The following is a 17,289-nucleotide window of genomic DNA, read 5'->3' on the forward strand; positions in this document are numbered from 1 at the left end:
TTACTTCTTAAGTAACCAAGTTGAAATGCCGAATTGTCCGGCGAGAACTAATGAGTTTTCTTGTACTAAAACACTAGAGAGAGCTGCACCTGATGGGTGCTTATTGATTTTTAATGTTGCAAGGTTGTCAGGTGATAAATCAACAATTAATCCGCCATGACCTACTAGGTATGCTCGGCCTTGCTCAGAGAAGTCGCCACCTAGTAAGCTTGCACTAGTCGGCAGTTTTTTGTGTTGCCAATCTTCGCCACCATCAAGCGATACCATTAAATTACCTTGCAGACCAAAAGCTACAAGCTGCTCGGGTTTTTCAGCGTTTGCAATAATGCCAAATAAGCTGCCGTAATAAGGCATAGCCATCGTAGACCATGTTTCACCTTGGTCAACAGAGTGAAAGCCCATGCCATTTTCGCCAACAATATAAAGCTGCCCATTAGTCGTGGAGACAATAGAGTTGAGGTGGAAGTTATCAGGGTTGTCGAGTTTTTTACTGATTAAAGTCCAAGTTTCACCCTTGTCTTTACTGGTCAGTAATGTTCCGTATGCTCCAGTAGCAAAAATTGAGTCATTAGCGGTTTGGGTAACAGATAATAACGGTTTGTTCGGCCCCGATTTTAATTCTATTTGGTTATCTTCAAGAGCAAAGACAAAGTCTTCAAGTAGGAAGGTTAGCTCTTCTAGTACATCTTCATCTTGTGTTTCGCTTATCACAATTTTTAAAGCTGCATGCTGCTTAGTGAGTTGTGCTATTTTCAACTTTGTTAATTCAGCGCCGGTAAATACTTTACGCCATGTGTTGCTGTTATTTTCAGTTTTTAGAATAACGCCATCATGGCCAACCGCTATTTTACTGCCGTCAGATAAAACCGTGACATTGGTGAGAGAAACGCTAACCGGTGATTGTTGCTGCTGCCAATGGTCTTTATTTTCCCAACTTATAATATGCCCACGCTCGCCAACAGCTAACACCGTATCTTTCATGGGTGTTATCGCCATTAAAACACTTTTGCTTGCTAACGAGCTCTGTTTTGCCGGTAGCTCAAGTAAATCTAAGCTTCCGTTTGCTACGGCGAGATTGATATGGGTTAACAAAAACAAATTTATCACGCCGAACGTAATATGAGATAAGCGCATAAAAATCCTAATAAGTTGAATATGTCTACTTACTAGTATTGATGAAAAAAAAATAATTGAGAGGTGTTAAACGTGCCAAATGATTATCTTTGCGACACAGGGTATTTTAAAAGGGCTTTTTTTAAGCAGATTTAGTCAAAAACCATGTAAGTAAAATTAATTTAATTTTATTATCTTCAATGCTTTAAATGATTATGATGGATATATGGTTAACCTAAAATTTCAATACTTTATGCTTTAGGGCATCTCGGAATACCCTATTATTTATTTTAATTGCTATTACCACTTTGGCGATAATCGCCTGGTGTTTGCGTTGTCCAACGTTTAAATGCACGATTAAAATTACCTACGCTTGAAAAACCAACCAAGTAGCCAATTTCACTCAAGCTTAAATGTTTTTGCACAATGTAATTCATCGCTAACTTTTTACGTGTACTTTCTAAAATTTCTTTATAGCTTGTGCCTTGATCATGTAACTTGCGTTGTAAATTTCGCAAGCTCATACCTAGATATTCTGCAATTTCAGTTTGTGATGGTGCTCCAAGTGGCAGTAATTCAAAAATTTTGCTTTTAATAACATGGCTTAAATCATTCTTATCAACTCTGGCCATAAAATCATCGAGCATTTTTTCATGGCTGCTAGTAATTAAAGGGTTACCACACATTAGTTTTTCTTTGGTTTGTTTTAAATCAAATACAATTGATGTATGGCTGGCGTTAAACTCAACTTCACAATTAAAAAAATCACTTAAGTAAGTAACATCATGACTTGGGGTTGGATAAGCGAAGCAAACTTTTAATGGTGCAAAATCTGTTGAAACAAGTTCGCGAGAAAATCTGATTATAGTAGCTAAAAATGTTTCTACTGATTCTAAAGGCAAAATGGGACGATTGGTTGACTCATAAGTAAAAACGTTCATGTCAAACACTAAGTGTTCATTGCGCTCATAATTAATTAATTGGCATGTATTAGATACAACGCGTTTATAGTGAGCAATTCGCTCTAAAGCGTCATATAAGGTATTAGATGACATCATGGCATACCCTAAGGCGTGAAACATGCCTGGGTGAAATTGTTCTGCTACTAATACAGAAAAATCATGGCGATTTAGCGCTTTATTGCAATATTCGAGTAAATTGTTAAGTTTTTCGGCAGCAATGCGAGATTCTTGATCTTTCATTACATCTTGCGAAATTTCACATTCTTTTAACGCTTTAGAGATATCAATGCCATGGGCGTCCATAACCCTTGAAACGGGGATCATCCAACCAGTCAATGTTGAGTAATAATCTTGCACTGCATTACCTAAATTTTTGAGGGTTTCCCATTCTACGAGATTTGCACGAAATGACAATAGGTTGGCGCATTTAGCGAAATATTAATTAAATCATTGGCGTAATGTAATTGTAAGACTACTATTACATTACGTTTTACTAGACAATAAATAGGCGAATAATATGCTAAATAATAACTATAAAATCAAGCCAATAGCCATGGTGGTTGCCTTGGTTTTGGGGACGTCGTCAGTAAATGCTGTTGATTTTAACCTAGGTGAAAACGAAGACATTTTATTGCAAATAAACTCTCAACTAGACATTGGCTCTAGCTGGCGACTTGGCGATGCCGATCCTAGATTTATTGGTAAAAGCAATGGTGGCACAGGTGGCACATCAACAACCGATGATGGTAACTTAAACTATGATAAAGGAGATGCATACTCGCAAATTATTAAAGGTGTGCATGATATTCAATTAAGTAAAGATAATTTTGGTGCCTTTGTCCGAGTGAAATATTGGTATGACTATGCTCTTAAAGATAAAGACGTACCACACGGTAATTCTAACAATGGCTACACACCCAATACACCACTGAGCGATGATGGCTTTGAAGATAATACTAAGTTTTCAGGTATAACGTTATTAGATGCCTACGTTTATGCTTCATTTGATGTAGGTGACTCTCCTGTTGATGTTCGTTTAGGTCGACAAGTTGTGAGTTGGGGAGAAAGTACATTTATACAAGGTGGCATGAATTCATCAAACCCATTTGATGTTGCTGCTTTAAGACGCCCAGGTGCTGATTTAAAAGAAGGTATTCTTCCGGTTGGCATGTTGTACGTTAACGCTGGTTTAACCGAAAACCTCAGTGTCGAAGCTTTTTATCAATACGAGTGGGAAAAAACTCAAATTGATGGTTGTGGTACCTATTTTTCAGGGGCAGATTTTGCAGCAACAGGCTGTAATTTTGTTTCAGTTGGTCCATTGGGTGATCAAGCCGGTTTAGCCGCTGGTTTAGCTGCTGAGCGACAAGCCGATGTGGAACCCGATGATGGAGGCCAATATGGTTTAGCTGCACGTTATTATTCAGAAGCTTTAAATGATACTGAATTTGGTTTGTATTACTTGAACATTCATTCGCGCCTACCGTTAATTAATGCCATTCGAACCAGTATTCCACTTGCTACGGGTAGTGCTACCCCCGTTTTTGTTCCTAAAGCTTTTGACCCTACCGGTGGAGCATTAGCGGCATTAAACCCAGCGTATAATATTGAGTTCCCTGAAGATTTAAAGTTTTATGGTCTAAGTTTCGCGACTAATGTTTCTGGCGTTGCCTTATCAGGCGAGCTTTCGTACAAACCTGATACTCCTGTGCAAATCAGTGGTCCTGAAATCCTAAATGGCGTGTTATCTGAAGCACCATTTTTACGTTACACCTCAAGAGTAACAGGTGTAGGTTACGGACAAGAATCACAAGGTTGGGATGAATTTGATGTTACCCAATTCCAAATGACCGCAATTCAGTTCTTTGATAATGCTATGGGAGCCTCACGTGTTACTGTTATCGCTGAAGTTGGTGTAATTTTAACCGACGGTGTTGAAGACTCGAACCAACACTATGGCAGAAACTCTGTCTTTGGTTTAGGCGATTTTGATGCTGGAGGCGGCATAAACTGTACTAATTTAGTTGCTGGAGGGAACTTGTCTGGTGATTGTAGCGCCGATGGCTTTACCACTGATAGTGCTTGGGGATATCGTCTTCGCAGTGTTTGGGAATATTCTGATGTATTTGCCGGCGTTTCATTAAAACCTACTTTATCTTGGTCGCATGATGTTAGCGGTTATTCACCAGATCCAGGTCAGCAATTTCACGAAGGTCGTAAAAACTTAGGCTTTTCACTACAAGCTGCATATCAGCAAAAATATACAGTAACACTGGGTTATAACAATTACTCAGGTGGTAGCCACAATATTTTAGAAGATAAAGATTTAATCTCGTTGGCTTTAGGCATTTCATACTAATTTAAACCTGCTATTTATGAAGGTTTAATAAAAGTTACTAAAAGAGAATTATAATGAATAAATATATAACGACAGCAAGTTTACTGATGTTAACTATGGCATCAAGCTCAGTTTTAGCAAAAGTTAGCCCAGAAGAAGCAGCTAAGTTAGGTACTACGTTAACCCCTTTAGGTGCCGTAATGTCTGCTAATGCCAAAGGCACTATTCCGGCTTGGACCGGTGGGTTAAATAGTAAAAACTCAACTAAAAGTGAAGACTCTGGCCGACCTGCACATCCTTTTGCAGCAGATAAGCCAATGATGGTTATTACCTCTACAAATTATAGTGAATATAAAAACAATTTGAGCCCTGGCCAAATTGCTATGTTTGAAAAATATGCTGATTATAAAATGCCTATTTATAAAACAAAGCGCACCGCGGCATACTCAAGTGACTTATATGAGAAAGTAAAGAAAAATGCTACTACTGCCGAGTTAGTACAATCGGGCAATGGTATTATAAATTTTGATACTGCTATCCCTTTTCCAATTGCTAAAAATGGCTCAGAAGTCATTTGGAATCATATAACTCGCTATCGAGGAGGCACGGCTAAACGCTTTTTAACCACGATCCCTGTGCAATCAAATGGTTCATTTGTGCCAGTAAAAATGAATGACCAACTGGTTTGGCCTGAGTTTTTAAAAGAAGGCCGTGATGCAGATAAAGATGACAATATTTTATTCTATTATCTACAGGAAATTACCGCACCTGCACGCTTAACGGGTACCGCATTATTAGTTCATGAAACGATTGACCAAGTTAAAGAAGCACGTAAAGCTTGGGTTTATAATGCCGGTCAACGTCGTGTGCGTCGTGCACCCAATGTGGCTTATGACGGCCCAGGCGCAGGTACTGATGGTTTAAGAGCGACAGATAACTACGATATGTATAATGGTGCGCCAGATCGTTACGACTGGAAATTAATTGGTAAAAAAGAGCTTTATATTCCATATAACTCTTATAACTTACTTGATACCAACGCAAAATATGAAGACATAATACAAGAAGGTCATTTAAATGCTGATTACTTAAGATACGAGTTACACCGTGTTTGGGAAGTTGAAGCAACCTTAAAAGAAGGCGCGCGACATATTTATGCTAAGCGTACGTTCTTCATCGACGAAGATACTTGGGGCGCATCAGTGATTGATCAATACGACGGTCGCGGTGAGCTATGGAAATTATCAGAAGCCCACAACATTCAGTTTTATGACGTTGATACACCGTGGATGGTTGCTGAAACCTTACATGACTTAAACTCTGGCCGTTATTTGGTTACAGGCTTAAGTAATGAAGAGCCAACGTTTATGATCTTTGGTGAAAAAGTTAAGCGAACTGATTTTTCTACATCAGCACTTAGACGCTTAGGTCGTTAATCACAGTACAACATAGCAAAACTTAGCTGATTAATATTGTTGAATTTATTTCAATAGTTTTAATCAGCTTTTTTTGTCACTTTTTTTTGTCAATTTTTTTTGAAATTTCAGAGGGTAACTCTATGTTAAAACGTAGTTTATTATTAGGAATTTTAACGTGTTCAGTATTAGCTTTTACCGCTTTAGCTAATACTAATGTCGAGTTAAAATCTGCCAGTAAATATACCATTGCACATCAAACTGAGTTACTGAAAAACTTACCTTTTAGCGATAAACTTGATTTTTCTTTGGCTGAGAAAGGTTTAATTAAACGACCAGAAAAGCTCATTATTAAAGACAAAGCGGGCAATGTTGTGTGGGAGCTAGGCAATTATCAATTTTTACTTGATAACCAAAATATTGACAGCGTAAACCCAAGTTTATTGCGCCAAGCTAAGTTAAATATGACTTACGGTTTATATCAAGTAATCGATCGTATTTATCAGGTCAGAGGTTACGATCTGGCTAATATTACTTTTATTAAAGGTGATAGTGGTTGGATTATATTTGATCCCTTATTAACCGCCGCTACTTCTCGAGCCGCACTCGCCCTTGTAACTCAAGAGTTAGGCCAGTTCCCCGTAAAAGCTGTGGTATATAGTCACGCCCATGCCGACCATTTTGGTGGTGTAAAAGGTGTAATTAGCCAAGAACAAGTTGATGCAGGTGAAGTAGAAATTATTGCTCCACGTGGTTTTATGGAACACGCCATTAAAGAGAATGTATTAGCAGGTAATGCGATGACACGTCGCGCTACATATCAATACGGTAATGCGCTTGCAAAAGGTGCGAAAGGCCAAGTTGATGCTGCCATTGGTAAAGGCATATCTACCGGATTAATCAGTTTAATTGCACCCACTAGAGTAATTTCGGCTGACGAAGAAACCATTATTGTTGATGGCATTGAAATGGTCATGCAAAACACTCCAGGAACAGAGTCTCCTGCGGAAATGAATACTTATTTCCCACAATTTAAAACCCTTTGGTTAGCTGAAAATGTAACTGGCACACTACATAATATTTATACCCTACGTGGCGCTGAAGTACGTGATTCGCAAGCGTGGAGTAAGTTTATAAATAAAGTTATTTACCGTTTTGCTCATGACAGCGACGTGATGTTTGCCTCGCACTCTTGGCCGAGATGGGGCAAAGAATACATTATTGAAGTATTAGAAAAACAGCGAGATATGTACGGTTTCCTACATGACAAAACCTTAAATCTTGCTAATAAAGGTGTCACTGTTAATGAGATACACAATCAATTATCGGTGCCTGACGTTTTAGCACATCAATGGTACAACCGCGGTTATCATGGCTCTTATTCTCATAATGTTAGGGGGATTATAAATAAATACTTAGGTTTTTATGATTCCAACCCAGCCAACCTTAACAAGTTAAGTCCGACTGAATCATCGGTTAAATATGTTGAGTTAATGGGCGGCGCAAAAAATGTATTAACCCAGGCGAGCAAAGCATTTAATAAAGGCGAATATCGCTGGGTAGCTGAGTTATTAAATCACTTGGTTTTCGCACAGCCAGACAATGAGCAAGCAAAGAACCTTCAAGCTGACACCTTAGAGCAATTGGGCTATCAAGCTGAAAATGCTGGCTGGCGTAATAGTTATTTAGCTGCAGCGTTTGAATTGCGCCATGGTATACCAACCACAGCTAAAGCCACGAAAGGTGGCCCAGATATGATCAGAGCAATGAGCAGTGAGCTTATTTTCGATTACCTCGGCGTGCGGTTAAATACCGACAAAGCCTTGGCTCATCAGTTTAAAATTAATGTTATTTTCCCTGACCGCAATGAAAAATTCTTATTAGAATTGAAAAATGCCCATTTAAATAATATTGAAAATGTACAAGACAAACACGCTGATTTAACCGTAACGATCAACCGAAAAGATTTAAACCTTTTATTGTTAAAGCAATTGTCATTTGTGCAATTGGTTCAATCAGGAAAAATGCAGCTCGATGGGAATGGTCAAGTGTTCGGTCAATTATTAATGATGATGGATGAATTTCCATTCTGGTTTAATATCGTCACGCCGTAATCTAATGAATTGGTCGATTGTTATAATAGAGGTGGTTTTTATGCAAACTCAAGCAAGCACAAGTAATGAATATGATTACGTTATTGTCGGTGGCGGCTCTGCGGGCTGTGTGCTAGCCAATAGATTAAGTGAAAGTGGCAAACACAGTGTTTGTTTATTAGAAGCGGGCAGCGATAACAATAGTATGTTAGTTAATACGCCTAACGCTTTTCCAATCTTTATGTTTTTGAAGAAATTCAATTGGAGTTTTAATGCTAAACCTAAACGAGATATTCGTAATGGCGAAGCACTTTTTGTGCCTCGTGGTAGAGGATTAGGCGGTAGCTCTGCAACCAATGCCATGCTTTATCTTCGAGGACAAAAACAGGATTATGACCATTGGGCTGAACTAGGTAATGACGGTTGGTCGTTCGATGATGTTCTACCTTATTTTAAAAAATCAGAAACTAACGAACGTGGTAACACAGAATTTCATGGTGGTAGTGGACCATTACAAGTAACAGACCGTCCTGTTTTTTATGACATTAGTAAACGCTATATTGAGGCTAGTGAACAAGCCGGCTTTAAGTTTAACGATGACTTTAACGGTGGCGATCAAGAAGGTGTTGGTTATTATCAGTGTACGATAAAAGATGGTAAACGTTGTTCTGCTGCACATGCTTATTTATTGCCGATTCTTGCCAGAGAAAATTTAACCGTTTTGACCGATGCACAAGTCAGTAAAGTGCTAATTAAAGATCAGCAAGCTTATGGCGTTAATGTTTTTATTAAAGGTGAACAGCGCATCATAACCGCCAACAAAGAGGTGATTTTAAGTGGTGGTAGTATTGCTTCTCCTCAGTTATTAATGCTCTCTGGTATTGGTGATAAAACTGAACTTAACCAGCATGGAATTACTTGTGTACATGAACTTAAAGGTGTTGGAAAAAACCTACGAGAACATGTTGATGCCTGTGTATTAGTCAAGAGTAAAAAAACAGATGGCTTTACTGCATCAGTGTCAGGTTTACTGAAAATGCTACCAGATGTTATTAAATATATCAGTAGTAAAAAAGGCAAGCTTGCCAACAGTATTGCGGAAGCGGGTGGTTTTATTAAATCGCATGATGGTATAGAAAGGCCTGATATTCAATTACACATGTTGCCACTGTTATATGACGATAATGGCAGAGATTTAAAACTTTTATCACAGCATGGTTTTTCATGTCATGTTTGCGTGCTTCGCCCAGAAAGCACGGGTACGGTATCGCTAAAATCAGCTAATTATAAACATGCACCAGAGATCGATTTTAACTTTTTTTCTGATGCCGAAGGAAAAGACCAAGCAGTATTAACTAATGGTATGCGTCAGCTACGTAAAATATTAACCGCGCCAGCATTAGCACAATATTATGATAACGAAGTGCATCCAGGTAACGCTTTTGAAACTGATGAGCAAATTTTTGCTAAAGCAAAAGAGCGTTTAGGTACGGTATATCACCCGGTAGGTACTTGTAAAATGGGTCATGATGAAATGGCTGTGGTCGATAATCAGTTAAAAGTTCATGGTATTGAAAATCTTCGAGTGGTTGACGCTTCTATTATGCCAACACTTGTTAGTGGTAACACAAACGCGCCAACAATGGCGATTGCCGAAAAAGCTTCAGATATGATTTTGGCTCATTAATTTAGGAAGGTACAGATGTTAAACGTAGTTATATATAGTCTAAAAGCTTTACTGACGGGTTTATGGATTTTCGCAATATTAGGTCTATTGTCCTTGTCACCGTTGCCAACAGAAGTTCAATTTTATGTTTCACTGCTAGCTTGTGTTGCTCTTTTAGTTCACTTTATTGAGTTTTTTGCCATGAAAAATAAATTTAAAAACCAAAGTGGCTTAGCAATGAACTTTCTACAAACTATGCTTTGGGGATTTGGTTATTGGCTGCCGATATTGAAGCACGCGGCTAAAGACTTAGATCAGAGAAAATAACTACGGGTGTATCATCAATATTAATAACGACCACATTTAGGAAACTGACTGTGGTTTTTTCTTGTTGTTAAAATCAATACCAAGCAGGTCAATTATTTAATCTATTAGGTACTTTTCTCAATAGCTCGAAGTGAATATTACCGCTTAAAGAAAGGGGTACATATTGAATGTAACCCCTTCTATCAATTAAAACCTATGACAATAATCTAGCACTATTCGAAACGTCCAAAAGTTATATTGTCGAAGTAGTTCACGGTATCAGCAGCTCTGCCATCCATAAAGTCAGGGAAAACTATCACCGAATCAATATTAATTGTTTCCGCTGAGCCAATGCGGCTAGTGAAATCAAAAGTAAGCTCTTCCCATTCATTAATCTTAGTATTAGCTACTTTAATTTCAGGTTGTGCCGCTGCGCCAACAGAGAACTTCAAAGCCACATCGCTGATCACAGACTTATAGACCATGATTTTAACAATGCTATTTGTAGCATCCATAGTGAAAGGCGTAGTATTCGCCGCTGTGGTTTCAGTTCCTGCCCATGGTTGACCTGCCATTCTAGCGGTAAACATAGCAACTGTAGTTGAATCGTTAGCTGTTGATGGTGCTGGATTAGCAACAAATTCTAATGCAGGATTGTCTTCATTTTCAAAAACAGCCCAAGTAAAGTCACTACCTAGTCCGGCAACTTCGAAATTATACGGGGTACCTTCGGCTACAAAAGTTTGTTCTGGAGCTTCTTGGGCTGCGGGGGTAGTAAAGTCATCAAAATAGAAAGTCCAATTAGCCGCATCAGCTTCAGCATCACCCATGACACCATTATCAAAAATTAGGGTGAGTCTGGTCTCACTAGTACTCACGGCACCTGTGAAATCAAAGCTTAATTCTTCCCAGCCTGAGCCCGTATGAGAGACCGTTCTTTCTGCATTTACGTCGTCAAATTTAACCAATACTGGCACAGCGCGTGATGACCAAACTTTCATTGTAATCATACTGTTTGCTGGGATTGCCACTGGTGTAGGCAATGTAAGGGTAGAACCACCCCAGGTTTCGCCAGCAAATTTTTGCATTTGTCCAACTTGAGTACTTGTATTAATGCCGGTTGACTGTGGGTTAGCAACAACCATTGCCATGCCGCCATTAAAATCACCAAATGTATAAGTGTCAGAGGCTGCTTCAAAGTCATTTACAACGGTAGAACCTGGTGTAGTAACGACTTCTGGCGCAGCTGGGGTAGTGAAATCATCGAAATAGAAAGTCCAATTAGCCGCATCAGCTTCAGCATCGCCCATTATGCCATTATCAAAAATTAAGGTAAGTCTACTCTCTCCAGTACTCGTGGCACCTGTGAAGTCAAAACTTAACGCTTCCCAACCTGAACCAGAATGCGTAACTGTTCTTTCAGCGTTCATATCGTCAAACTTAACGAGTACATCGACCGAACGTGATGACCAAACTTTCAGGGTAACCATGCTGTCTGCGGGGATTGTTACGGGTGTAGCCAATGTTAGGGTAGAACCACCCCAGGTTTCGCCGGCAAATTTTTGCATTTGTCCCACTTGTAGACTGGTATTTATGCCAGTAGCTTCTGGGTTTGCAACAACCATTGCCATGCCGCCATTGAAGTCACCAAAGGTATATGTTTCAGGCGCATTTTCAAATGAAACAACATCTACTGTAGCTACCGTACCTGCATCCTCAACCATAATGTTGAAGGTTTGTGCTGTATCGTCAGTTCCATCAGAAACAGTTAAGGTAATCGCTGTAGTGGCAACATCACCAGATGCTGGCGTACCTGACAATATGCCGGTTGCTGCATCAAAGGTTAACCAAGAAAGCTCGCTAGGTATAGTGGTCGACATGGTTAACATATCATTGTCAGCATCGGTTGCTATCAATGTATAAGTGTAGACTTCGCCAACGGTTGCATTGGTTATTGCTGTGCTGGTGATTACAGGTGCATTATTTTCTGCAATTGGCAAGGTAACTGAAATGGTAAAAGATTGCGTTACCTCTAGCGTGCCATCACTCACCGTTAATGTTATTGCATGGTCACCTGAGTCGCCTTCTGCGGGTGTGCCGCTTAATATGCCCGTTGCACTATCAAATGAAAGCCACGTCGGTAAATTGGTCGCTGAAGATGTTAACGCGTCACCGTCCACATCACTTGATACCAATGTATATGAATATAGAAAACCCGCTACCACCGTATTCATTCCAGTGCTAGAAATTACTGGAGCTGAGTTTTCGACTGGATCTGGTGCTTTTTTTGAATCAGAGCCACCACAAGCACTCAGGGCTAAGCCTAAGCTTAGGGTAATAATTGTTTTGACAAATTTATTCTTAGATTTATTCATTTGCTTTCCCAAAAATGAATAGAAGCTTCTTTATTGTTATCATTTAATTATTTGTATATTTATATGATTTATATAAAGAATATCTGCTATTGTTAGTGTAATTATAATTATGAAATAGCGAAGTTTAAGGTGTTCACATTGCAGTATCACAAGCGTAAAACTCGAACTAGGGCTGAAATTCACAGTACAGTATTTGACCACTTAAACCATGAGGATTCGGTGAAGGGGTATATTTATCTAGATGAAAAGGTGAAGCGTTACATAAACAAGTTGAGATGATATATCAGTTTATTGATAAGAAATTTTAGGTGACTAATTCGAGCTGGAATTTAAAAAAATGGTGTAATGTGATCACATGAATACAATTAAACGCGAAGGTTAATTTTGCGTGTTGAGGATATAGCTGAGGCTATTGTTGGGGGGTATAAGAAGAGGGCATTACTATCTCTGTTCTATAAGCGATGCAGATTTATTTTGAGGTTAATTAACTAGCTGAATTAATTCAACTATGCTTTTAGAAGAGCAGTGTACTTTATCCCAATGCACAAGTAGCTTATGCCACTTGTGCATTGGGATAAGGTAATTCGACTGTTATTATTTGATTATAAGGCGGTTATTTGAATAACGTTAACGAAAGAGACTTATGCTATACATTCACGCTAAAGTTGTCGATATGGGCACTGTTTTTCGGCTTTTCTTTAAATGTACAAGCAGAAATAGCACACGCAAAAATTCGCATTGTCACCGAGCATTTAGCGCCGTTCCAAATCAGTGATAATCATGAGTTGGTCGGTGGTATTGTTGGCATCGAAATACAGCAACTATTAGATAAAATTTTACCTGAAAACATTATCGAAGTTTTACCTTGGGCACGTGCATATCAAATTGCATTAGAAAGGCCAAATACTATTATATTTTCTATGGTTAGAACGCCAGATCGAGAAGATAAGTTTATTTGGATCGGTAAAGTAGCCCAAGTATCCACAGAGCTGATAGCTTTGAAAACTAGTCAGTTAAAGCCTATTGAACTACTGTCAGAGCTTAGTGGTATTCAAATTGGGGTTAAACGTTACGATGCCATTGCTAACTTTCCTGTTGATAAAAGATTTGAATTTGATAAGAATTTAGTTGAAATTATGAATACTTTTTCGACGCTGAAGATGTTAGAAAAGCGCAGAATAGACGTCATTCCGTCTAACCAGCCGGTAATCGAATTTTATTGTAAACAAAGCGGATGTAAAAATTCAGACTTTAAAACGATTTACACCTTAAAAGAGCTCTCAGAAGAGTTCTATCTAGCAGTAAGCTTAGGCACAGAAGAAAGTTTAGTTAAACAACTCCGAGCTGAATTTCCTACGTTAGGCTTCCCTGTTCAATAACAATTATAACTGTAACTTTGAACCAACCAGCCAGTGTAAATACTCAGCGCTACTATTTCGAGACTTATACTAGACTCTAGCTACGCACTAAAATCCATTTCAGTGCGGCATTGATTTACCTTTCATTCTACTTACTTGGGTTTAATAAGTAATAATGCAGTTTGCCGACCATTGAGATACCAGACACCAGATTGATCAAATATTGCATCTTCCTCGAGCATTATTCTAATTTTTTTTTGCCATGGCTCGATGTACACCGCATTGTTCAACTCAATAGAATAGGCGGTATTTAAATGCAGAGGATAGTCACCAGTGCCCATTACACCACCTTGAGAATCCCACATACCCAATGTTGTGCCTGCCGCATGACCATGATAGCCAAGAGGGTGAGTGTAAATAGTAGGTTTTAAGCCTTGTGAAATTGCGCTTTTACGAGCACGTTTTAATACTTCATTTCCGGTGCGGCCCAGCAAAAACTGTTCAGTAAACAGATCTTGCAGTTGATTGCCTGAGGCGAATGCTTGTTGCAAAAATACCGGCGCTTTATTTTCGCCAGTTTTAAGTACATAAGCATGTTGTTGGGTATCAGTGTTAAGTCGTAAATAAGTAATACCAAAATCTACATGCAGAAGATCTCCAGGGGTAATAATTTGTTTATCATAGCCATTAGTAAAGCTAGATTCATGATCAAATACGACCGCATCACTACGTTGTATCGACACACTTGGGTGGAACCAAGTTTGTAGTTTTAGCTCTCTAACACGCTCTCTAAGCCACCAAGCTACATCATCTGTTGTGGTTTGATTCGGTGTTATTACTTTATTTGAAAACGCTTCTGCTATTATGTCATGGGCTATTTTTACAATGCCTTTGTATGCCGCAATTTCAGCAGGGATCCGCTGTTCTAGCCAAGCAACAGCTAACGGCTCAGCCGAAACCAGTTTTGTTTTATATTGGCTGGGTAAATGGGCGAGTAAATTTTCTTTGTCGGTTGCGACAAGTCCATCAGCATGCGCCCAATGCGTTGACTGGTTTATACCAATAGTGTTGGGATTATATTTAGCAATTAAATCGACCAGTGCTAACCATTGATTCGGTTGTTTTGCTTTATCCCAAGCTTTTTCGAAAACACTACCAACCTTGTAAGGGGCTATCGCATGTGCGCCAACGCTACCATCTTTCTTACGGGCAAAAACAAGTATGGTGGTACGACGAGCTGATATCCATGTCGCAGGTAATAGGGTTTTAATAATGGGGTCTTCATTGTATTCGCGGCTGATAATAAGCCACATATCGATATTATGTTCATTCATCAACTTTGGTAGCAGTTGTTCGACACGCTGACTAGTTATGTGGTCGATAAATTCAGCTCGTTCGCGCATCGGCAATATCGAATCTGCTAAATTTGATGCGTTAGCGGGTAGAGTAAAGCTGATTATATTGATTAAGAAAACTATAAAGAGATAGCGCAAAATTAACTCCTATTAATAATTAGGCTGATATTGGTAAGCGTTAAGTTACTTTTTTTATAGATAATTTACCAGTAAACCTAAAATGTTTATCAAGTGAGGCATGGTATAACTCAGTAGTATTATGGCCATTTTAGATTTCGAAATAACACGCTATACAAAGCCTGAATGATCTTAATTAATGATTGGTTTAGCAAATCTAGCTTGCTTTTTTCAGTTGTCTAAAAGTACTTAGCAAGGCCATGCTTGAAGTTAATCTAGCTTGGCCTAAGCCGTGACCGTTGCTTTAAAACTTAGCGCCAACCCAAAGCCAAACTTTATCCGTGTCAACTTTTCCTGCAGTTGAATCACCTGCTGAATAAGCCGCGTACTTTATACCCGCAGTATATTTTTTCGCAAACTTCTTCGTGTAAATCGCGTTAATTTCGGTCCCTAAATCATCAACGCTCTCTGTTGCTTCGTCAGCAGAAAAATCATGTACGGCAACTGTCCAGCCGCCGCCAAATGCTTTACCCGAAATTGAGGCATATAAATCGACCAAGCCTTCTTGCTGTGTGCCTAAAAACTGATCTGACCAACCATTGAATTTATGCAGTGTCGCTAGTGGTGTCGAAAAACCGTACATTGCATCATCACTACCCAGTATTTCAGCGCCTAATTTAAGCGTTACAGTGTCAAAATTGTATCCAGCTTCAACAGCTATATAGCTTGCAGAATAGTCAGTTGCTCCACTTTCAAAGTCTTGAGTGGCAAATTCAGCATAATATGAAAGCTTATCTTTTTTACCTTTAAAGCTGACACCAAAAGTGTCTAAACCGTTTGACGTGCCTTCATCAACTTCTAATAAATAGCTGTAGGCTGTTAGTTGGCCAACACTGGTTTTGTAGCTAATGTTAAGTAGGTGATCTTTAGCATGCAGATCTTTTACATCGGCAAATATACGATTACGTTTATTAATATAGCTATAGTTTACTTTTATATTTTCTGATGCGTTATAGAGCAGTGTTGCGGCATCAAAGGTTTGTCTGTCTTGACGCCAACCAACATGGCCGACATAGCGATGATTATCTAAAGTTAGCACTTGGCGACCAAGTTTAGCGATAAATTTACCTTGTTTGTATTGCACATAGGCTTGGTCTAATTCTGTGGTTTCTGGATCAGCAATTATCGAGTATTGCGTATTGCTACCTACAGTGTCGTTATAGTCGTTTACGCCTGCTATTTGTCGAGAATCTTCAAACTCTACTACACCCGAAAAACCATTATAATTTACACTGGTGTAATTTAACCGCGTTCGTAATGTTAAAGCTGAGGCATCTTTACTGCTATTATCTTGATCAACTGCTTCATAGCGTAAGTTCAGGTCTATATTGGTTCTAGCTTGGTTTTCAAGCTCATTGTATGCGTTGGCGTTAACACAAGTGCCTGCTAATAAAATCAGCGCAGTTCGCGTTGAAATCTTTACTACTGATTGCATGGTTTATCCCTTAATTTTTTATTCTCAATGTAGGCTAATGAATTAAATAAAATGGTACATGACCGTAAGGTAGCAGCATTCATGCCACTATATAAAAGCTATGCTTATCAGTTTATTATGAATTTTTTGCTGTTAAATTAAGGTGTGGATTGTAATGTTTTGATGCAAGGCTGCCCCAATATAAACACTGAGTTTATTTGGCCTTTTTAGGGCTAGTTAGTGCTTTATATAAAAATGAATGGAGAGTTAACTTTTTCATCTGATTTTTGTCATAAAAAAACCTCAACTCAGTCGCCCAAATTGAGGTGTTTAAAGCATTGTATCTGTTAAATACTTAACCAAATATTTCTAGCTTTCCATCAGCTATACGTGTTTCGTATGTCTGAATGGCGAAGTCATCGTTATCTAAACAGGCACCAGAGTGTAAAACAAAACGTTGTTTTAATAATGGTGAGGCTACGTAAATATCGCCTTTAGTTTCACCAATTAACCCACGATATAAAACATTTGCTTTACCGAAGGGGTCAAAGTTAGAAACGGCATATACTTTGTCATTGCCAACCTGAAATAAAGCGACTTGCTCTTGGTTTGCTAATAACGCACAAACGCCTGAATTTTTCACTAAATCGCTTGTTGGGCAGATGGTTTGCCAGCTATTTTCTGTTGTCATGGTATTTTCCTTTCTCGTTCGTAAAC

At 38.8% G+C, this 17,289-nt stretch carries 12 protein-coding genes; 6 read left to right on the plus strand and 6 right to left on the minus strand.

The window, feature by feature from the left end:
• Positions 1-1,134 carry a WD40/YVTN/BNR-like repeat-containing protein gene (locus tag A3Q33_RS12205; protein WP_081180188.1) on the minus strand — a complete coding sequence of 378 codons (1,134 nt, stop codon included), beginning with the start codon at positions 1,132-1,134 and terminating at the stop codon, positions 1-3.
• A 269-nt stretch (positions 1,135-1,403) separates the two neighbouring features.
• Positions 1,404-2,432 carry an AraC family transcriptional regulator gene (locus tag A3Q33_RS12210; protein WP_081180189.1) on the minus strand — a complete coding sequence of 343 codons (1,029 nt, stop codon included), beginning with the start codon at positions 2,430-2,432 and terminating at the stop codon, positions 1,404-1,406.
• A gap of 160 nt (positions 2,433-2,592) precedes the next feature.
• Between A3Q33_RS12210 and A3Q33_RS12215 the strand changes: the two genes are divergently transcribed.
• The 5 genes from A3Q33_RS12215 to A3Q33_RS12235 all read left to right on the plus strand — a co-directional run bounded on the left by A3Q33_RS12215 (position 2,593) and on the right by A3Q33_RS12235 (position 9,914).
• Positions 2,593-4,434 carry a DUF1302 domain-containing protein gene (locus A3Q33_RS12215; protein ID WP_081180190.1) on the plus strand — a complete coding sequence of 614 codons (1,842 nt, stop codon included), beginning with the start codon at positions 2,593-2,595 and terminating at the stop codon, positions 4,432-4,434.
• Positions 4,435-4,487: 53 nt separating this feature from the next.
• Positions 4,488-5,849, plus strand: a complete 1,362-nt coding sequence (locus A3Q33_RS12220; protein WP_081180191.1) for a DUF1329 domain-containing protein — start codon at positions 4,488-4,490, stop codon at positions 5,847-5,849.
• A 122-nt stretch (positions 5,850-5,971) separates the two neighbouring features.
• A complete protein-coding gene (locus A3Q33_RS12225; RefSeq protein WP_081180192.1) occupies positions 5,972-7,942 on the plus strand; it encodes an alkyl/aryl-sulfatase in 1,971 nt (656 codons plus the stop codon).
• A 40-nt stretch (positions 7,943-7,982) separates the two neighbouring features.
• On the plus strand, positions 7,983-9,608 hold the full coding sequence (locus A3Q33_RS12230; protein ID WP_081180193.1) for a GMC family oxidoreductase: 1,626 nt from the start codon (positions 7,983-7,985) through the stop codon (positions 9,606-9,608).
• A gap of 15 nt (positions 9,609-9,623) precedes the next feature.
• Entirely contained in the window at positions 9,624-9,914 is a 291-nt protein-coding gene (locus A3Q33_RS12235) for a DUF1145 domain-containing protein (protein ID WP_081180194.1), read from the plus strand.
• Between the two features lie 212 nt (positions 9,915-10,126).
• Here the strand turns inward: A3Q33_RS12235 and A3Q33_RS12240 are convergent, their stop codons facing one another.
• Positions 10,127-12,268 (minus strand): putative Ig domain-containing protein, encoded by a 2,142-nt coding sequence (locus tag A3Q33_RS12240; protein ID WP_081180195.1) that lies wholly within the window; start codon positions 12,266-12,268, stop codon positions 10,127-10,129.
• 617 nt (positions 12,269-12,885) lie between these two features.
• Here A3Q33_RS12240 and A3Q33_RS12245 point away from each other — a divergent pair.
• Entirely contained in the window at positions 12,886-13,647 is a 762-nt protein-coding gene (locus tag A3Q33_RS12245) for a substrate-binding periplasmic protein (protein ID WP_081180196.1), read from the plus strand.
• A 131-nt stretch (positions 13,648-13,778) separates the two neighbouring features.
• On the opposite strand, the gene A3Q33_RS12250 is transcribed toward A3Q33_RS12245, so the two are convergent.
• From A3Q33_RS12250 to nirD, 3 genes are all read right to left on the minus strand, one after another.
• Positions 13,779-15,119, minus strand: a complete 1,341-nt coding sequence (locus A3Q33_RS12250) for a M24 family metallopeptidase (RefSeq protein ID WP_502687191.1) — start codon at positions 15,117-15,119, stop codon at positions 13,779-13,781.
• Between the two features lie 283 nt (positions 15,120-15,402).
• Positions 15,403-16,593 carry an alginate export family protein gene (locus tag A3Q33_RS12255; RefSeq protein ID WP_081180197.1) on the minus strand — a complete coding sequence of 397 codons (1,191 nt, stop codon included), beginning with the start codon at positions 16,591-16,593 and terminating at the stop codon, positions 15,403-15,405.
• 334 nt (positions 16,594-16,927) lie between these two features.
• Positions 16,928-17,263, minus strand: coding sequence for a nitrite reductase small subunit NirD (gene nirD, locus A3Q33_RS12260; RefSeq protein ID WP_081180198.1), 336 nt, complete (start codon positions 17,261-17,263; stop codon positions 16,928-16,930).
• Positions 17,264-17,289 lie beyond the last annotated feature (26 nt).

The organism is Colwellia sp. PAMC 21821 (assembly GCF_002077175.1).
In the GTDB taxonomy this organism is placed as follows: domain Bacteria; phylum Pseudomonadota; class Gammaproteobacteria; order Enterobacterales; family Alteromonadaceae; genus Cognaticolwellia.

Coding starts and splice junctions, on each gene's coding strand:
- A3Q33_RS12220 (WP_081180191.1), top strand. CDS start 4,488: ATGAATAAATATATAACGACAGCAAGTTTACTGATGTTAACTATGGCA.
- A3Q33_RS12230 (WP_081180193.1), top strand. CDS start 7,983: ATGCAAACTCAAGCAAGCACAAGTAATGAATATGATTACGTTATTGTC.
- A3Q33_RS12215 (WP_081180190.1), top strand. CDS start 2,593: ATGCTAAATAATAACTATAAAATCAAGCCAATAGCCATGGTGGTTGCC.
- A3Q33_RS12205 (WP_081180188.1), bottom strand. CDS start 1,134: ATGCGCTTATCTCATATTACGTTCGGCGTGATAAATTTGTTTTTGTTA.
- A3Q33_RS12255 (WP_081180197.1), bottom strand. CDS start 16,593: ATGCAATCAGTAGTAAAGATTTCAACGCGAACTGCGCTGATTTTATTA.
- nirD (WP_081180198.1), bottom strand. CDS start 17,263: ATGACAACAGAAAATAGCTGGCAAACCATCTGCCCAACAAGCGATTTA.
- A3Q33_RS12240 (WP_081180195.1), bottom strand. CDS start 12,268: ATGAATAAATCTAAGAATAAATTTGTCAAAACAATTATTACCCTAAGC.
- A3Q33_RS12225 (WP_081180192.1), top strand. CDS start 5,972: ATGTTAAAACGTAGTTTATTATTAGGAATTTTAACGTGTTCAGTATTA.
- A3Q33_RS12235 (WP_081180194.1), top strand. CDS start 9,624: ATGTTAAACGTAGTTATATATAGTCTAAAAGCTTTACTGACGGGTTTA.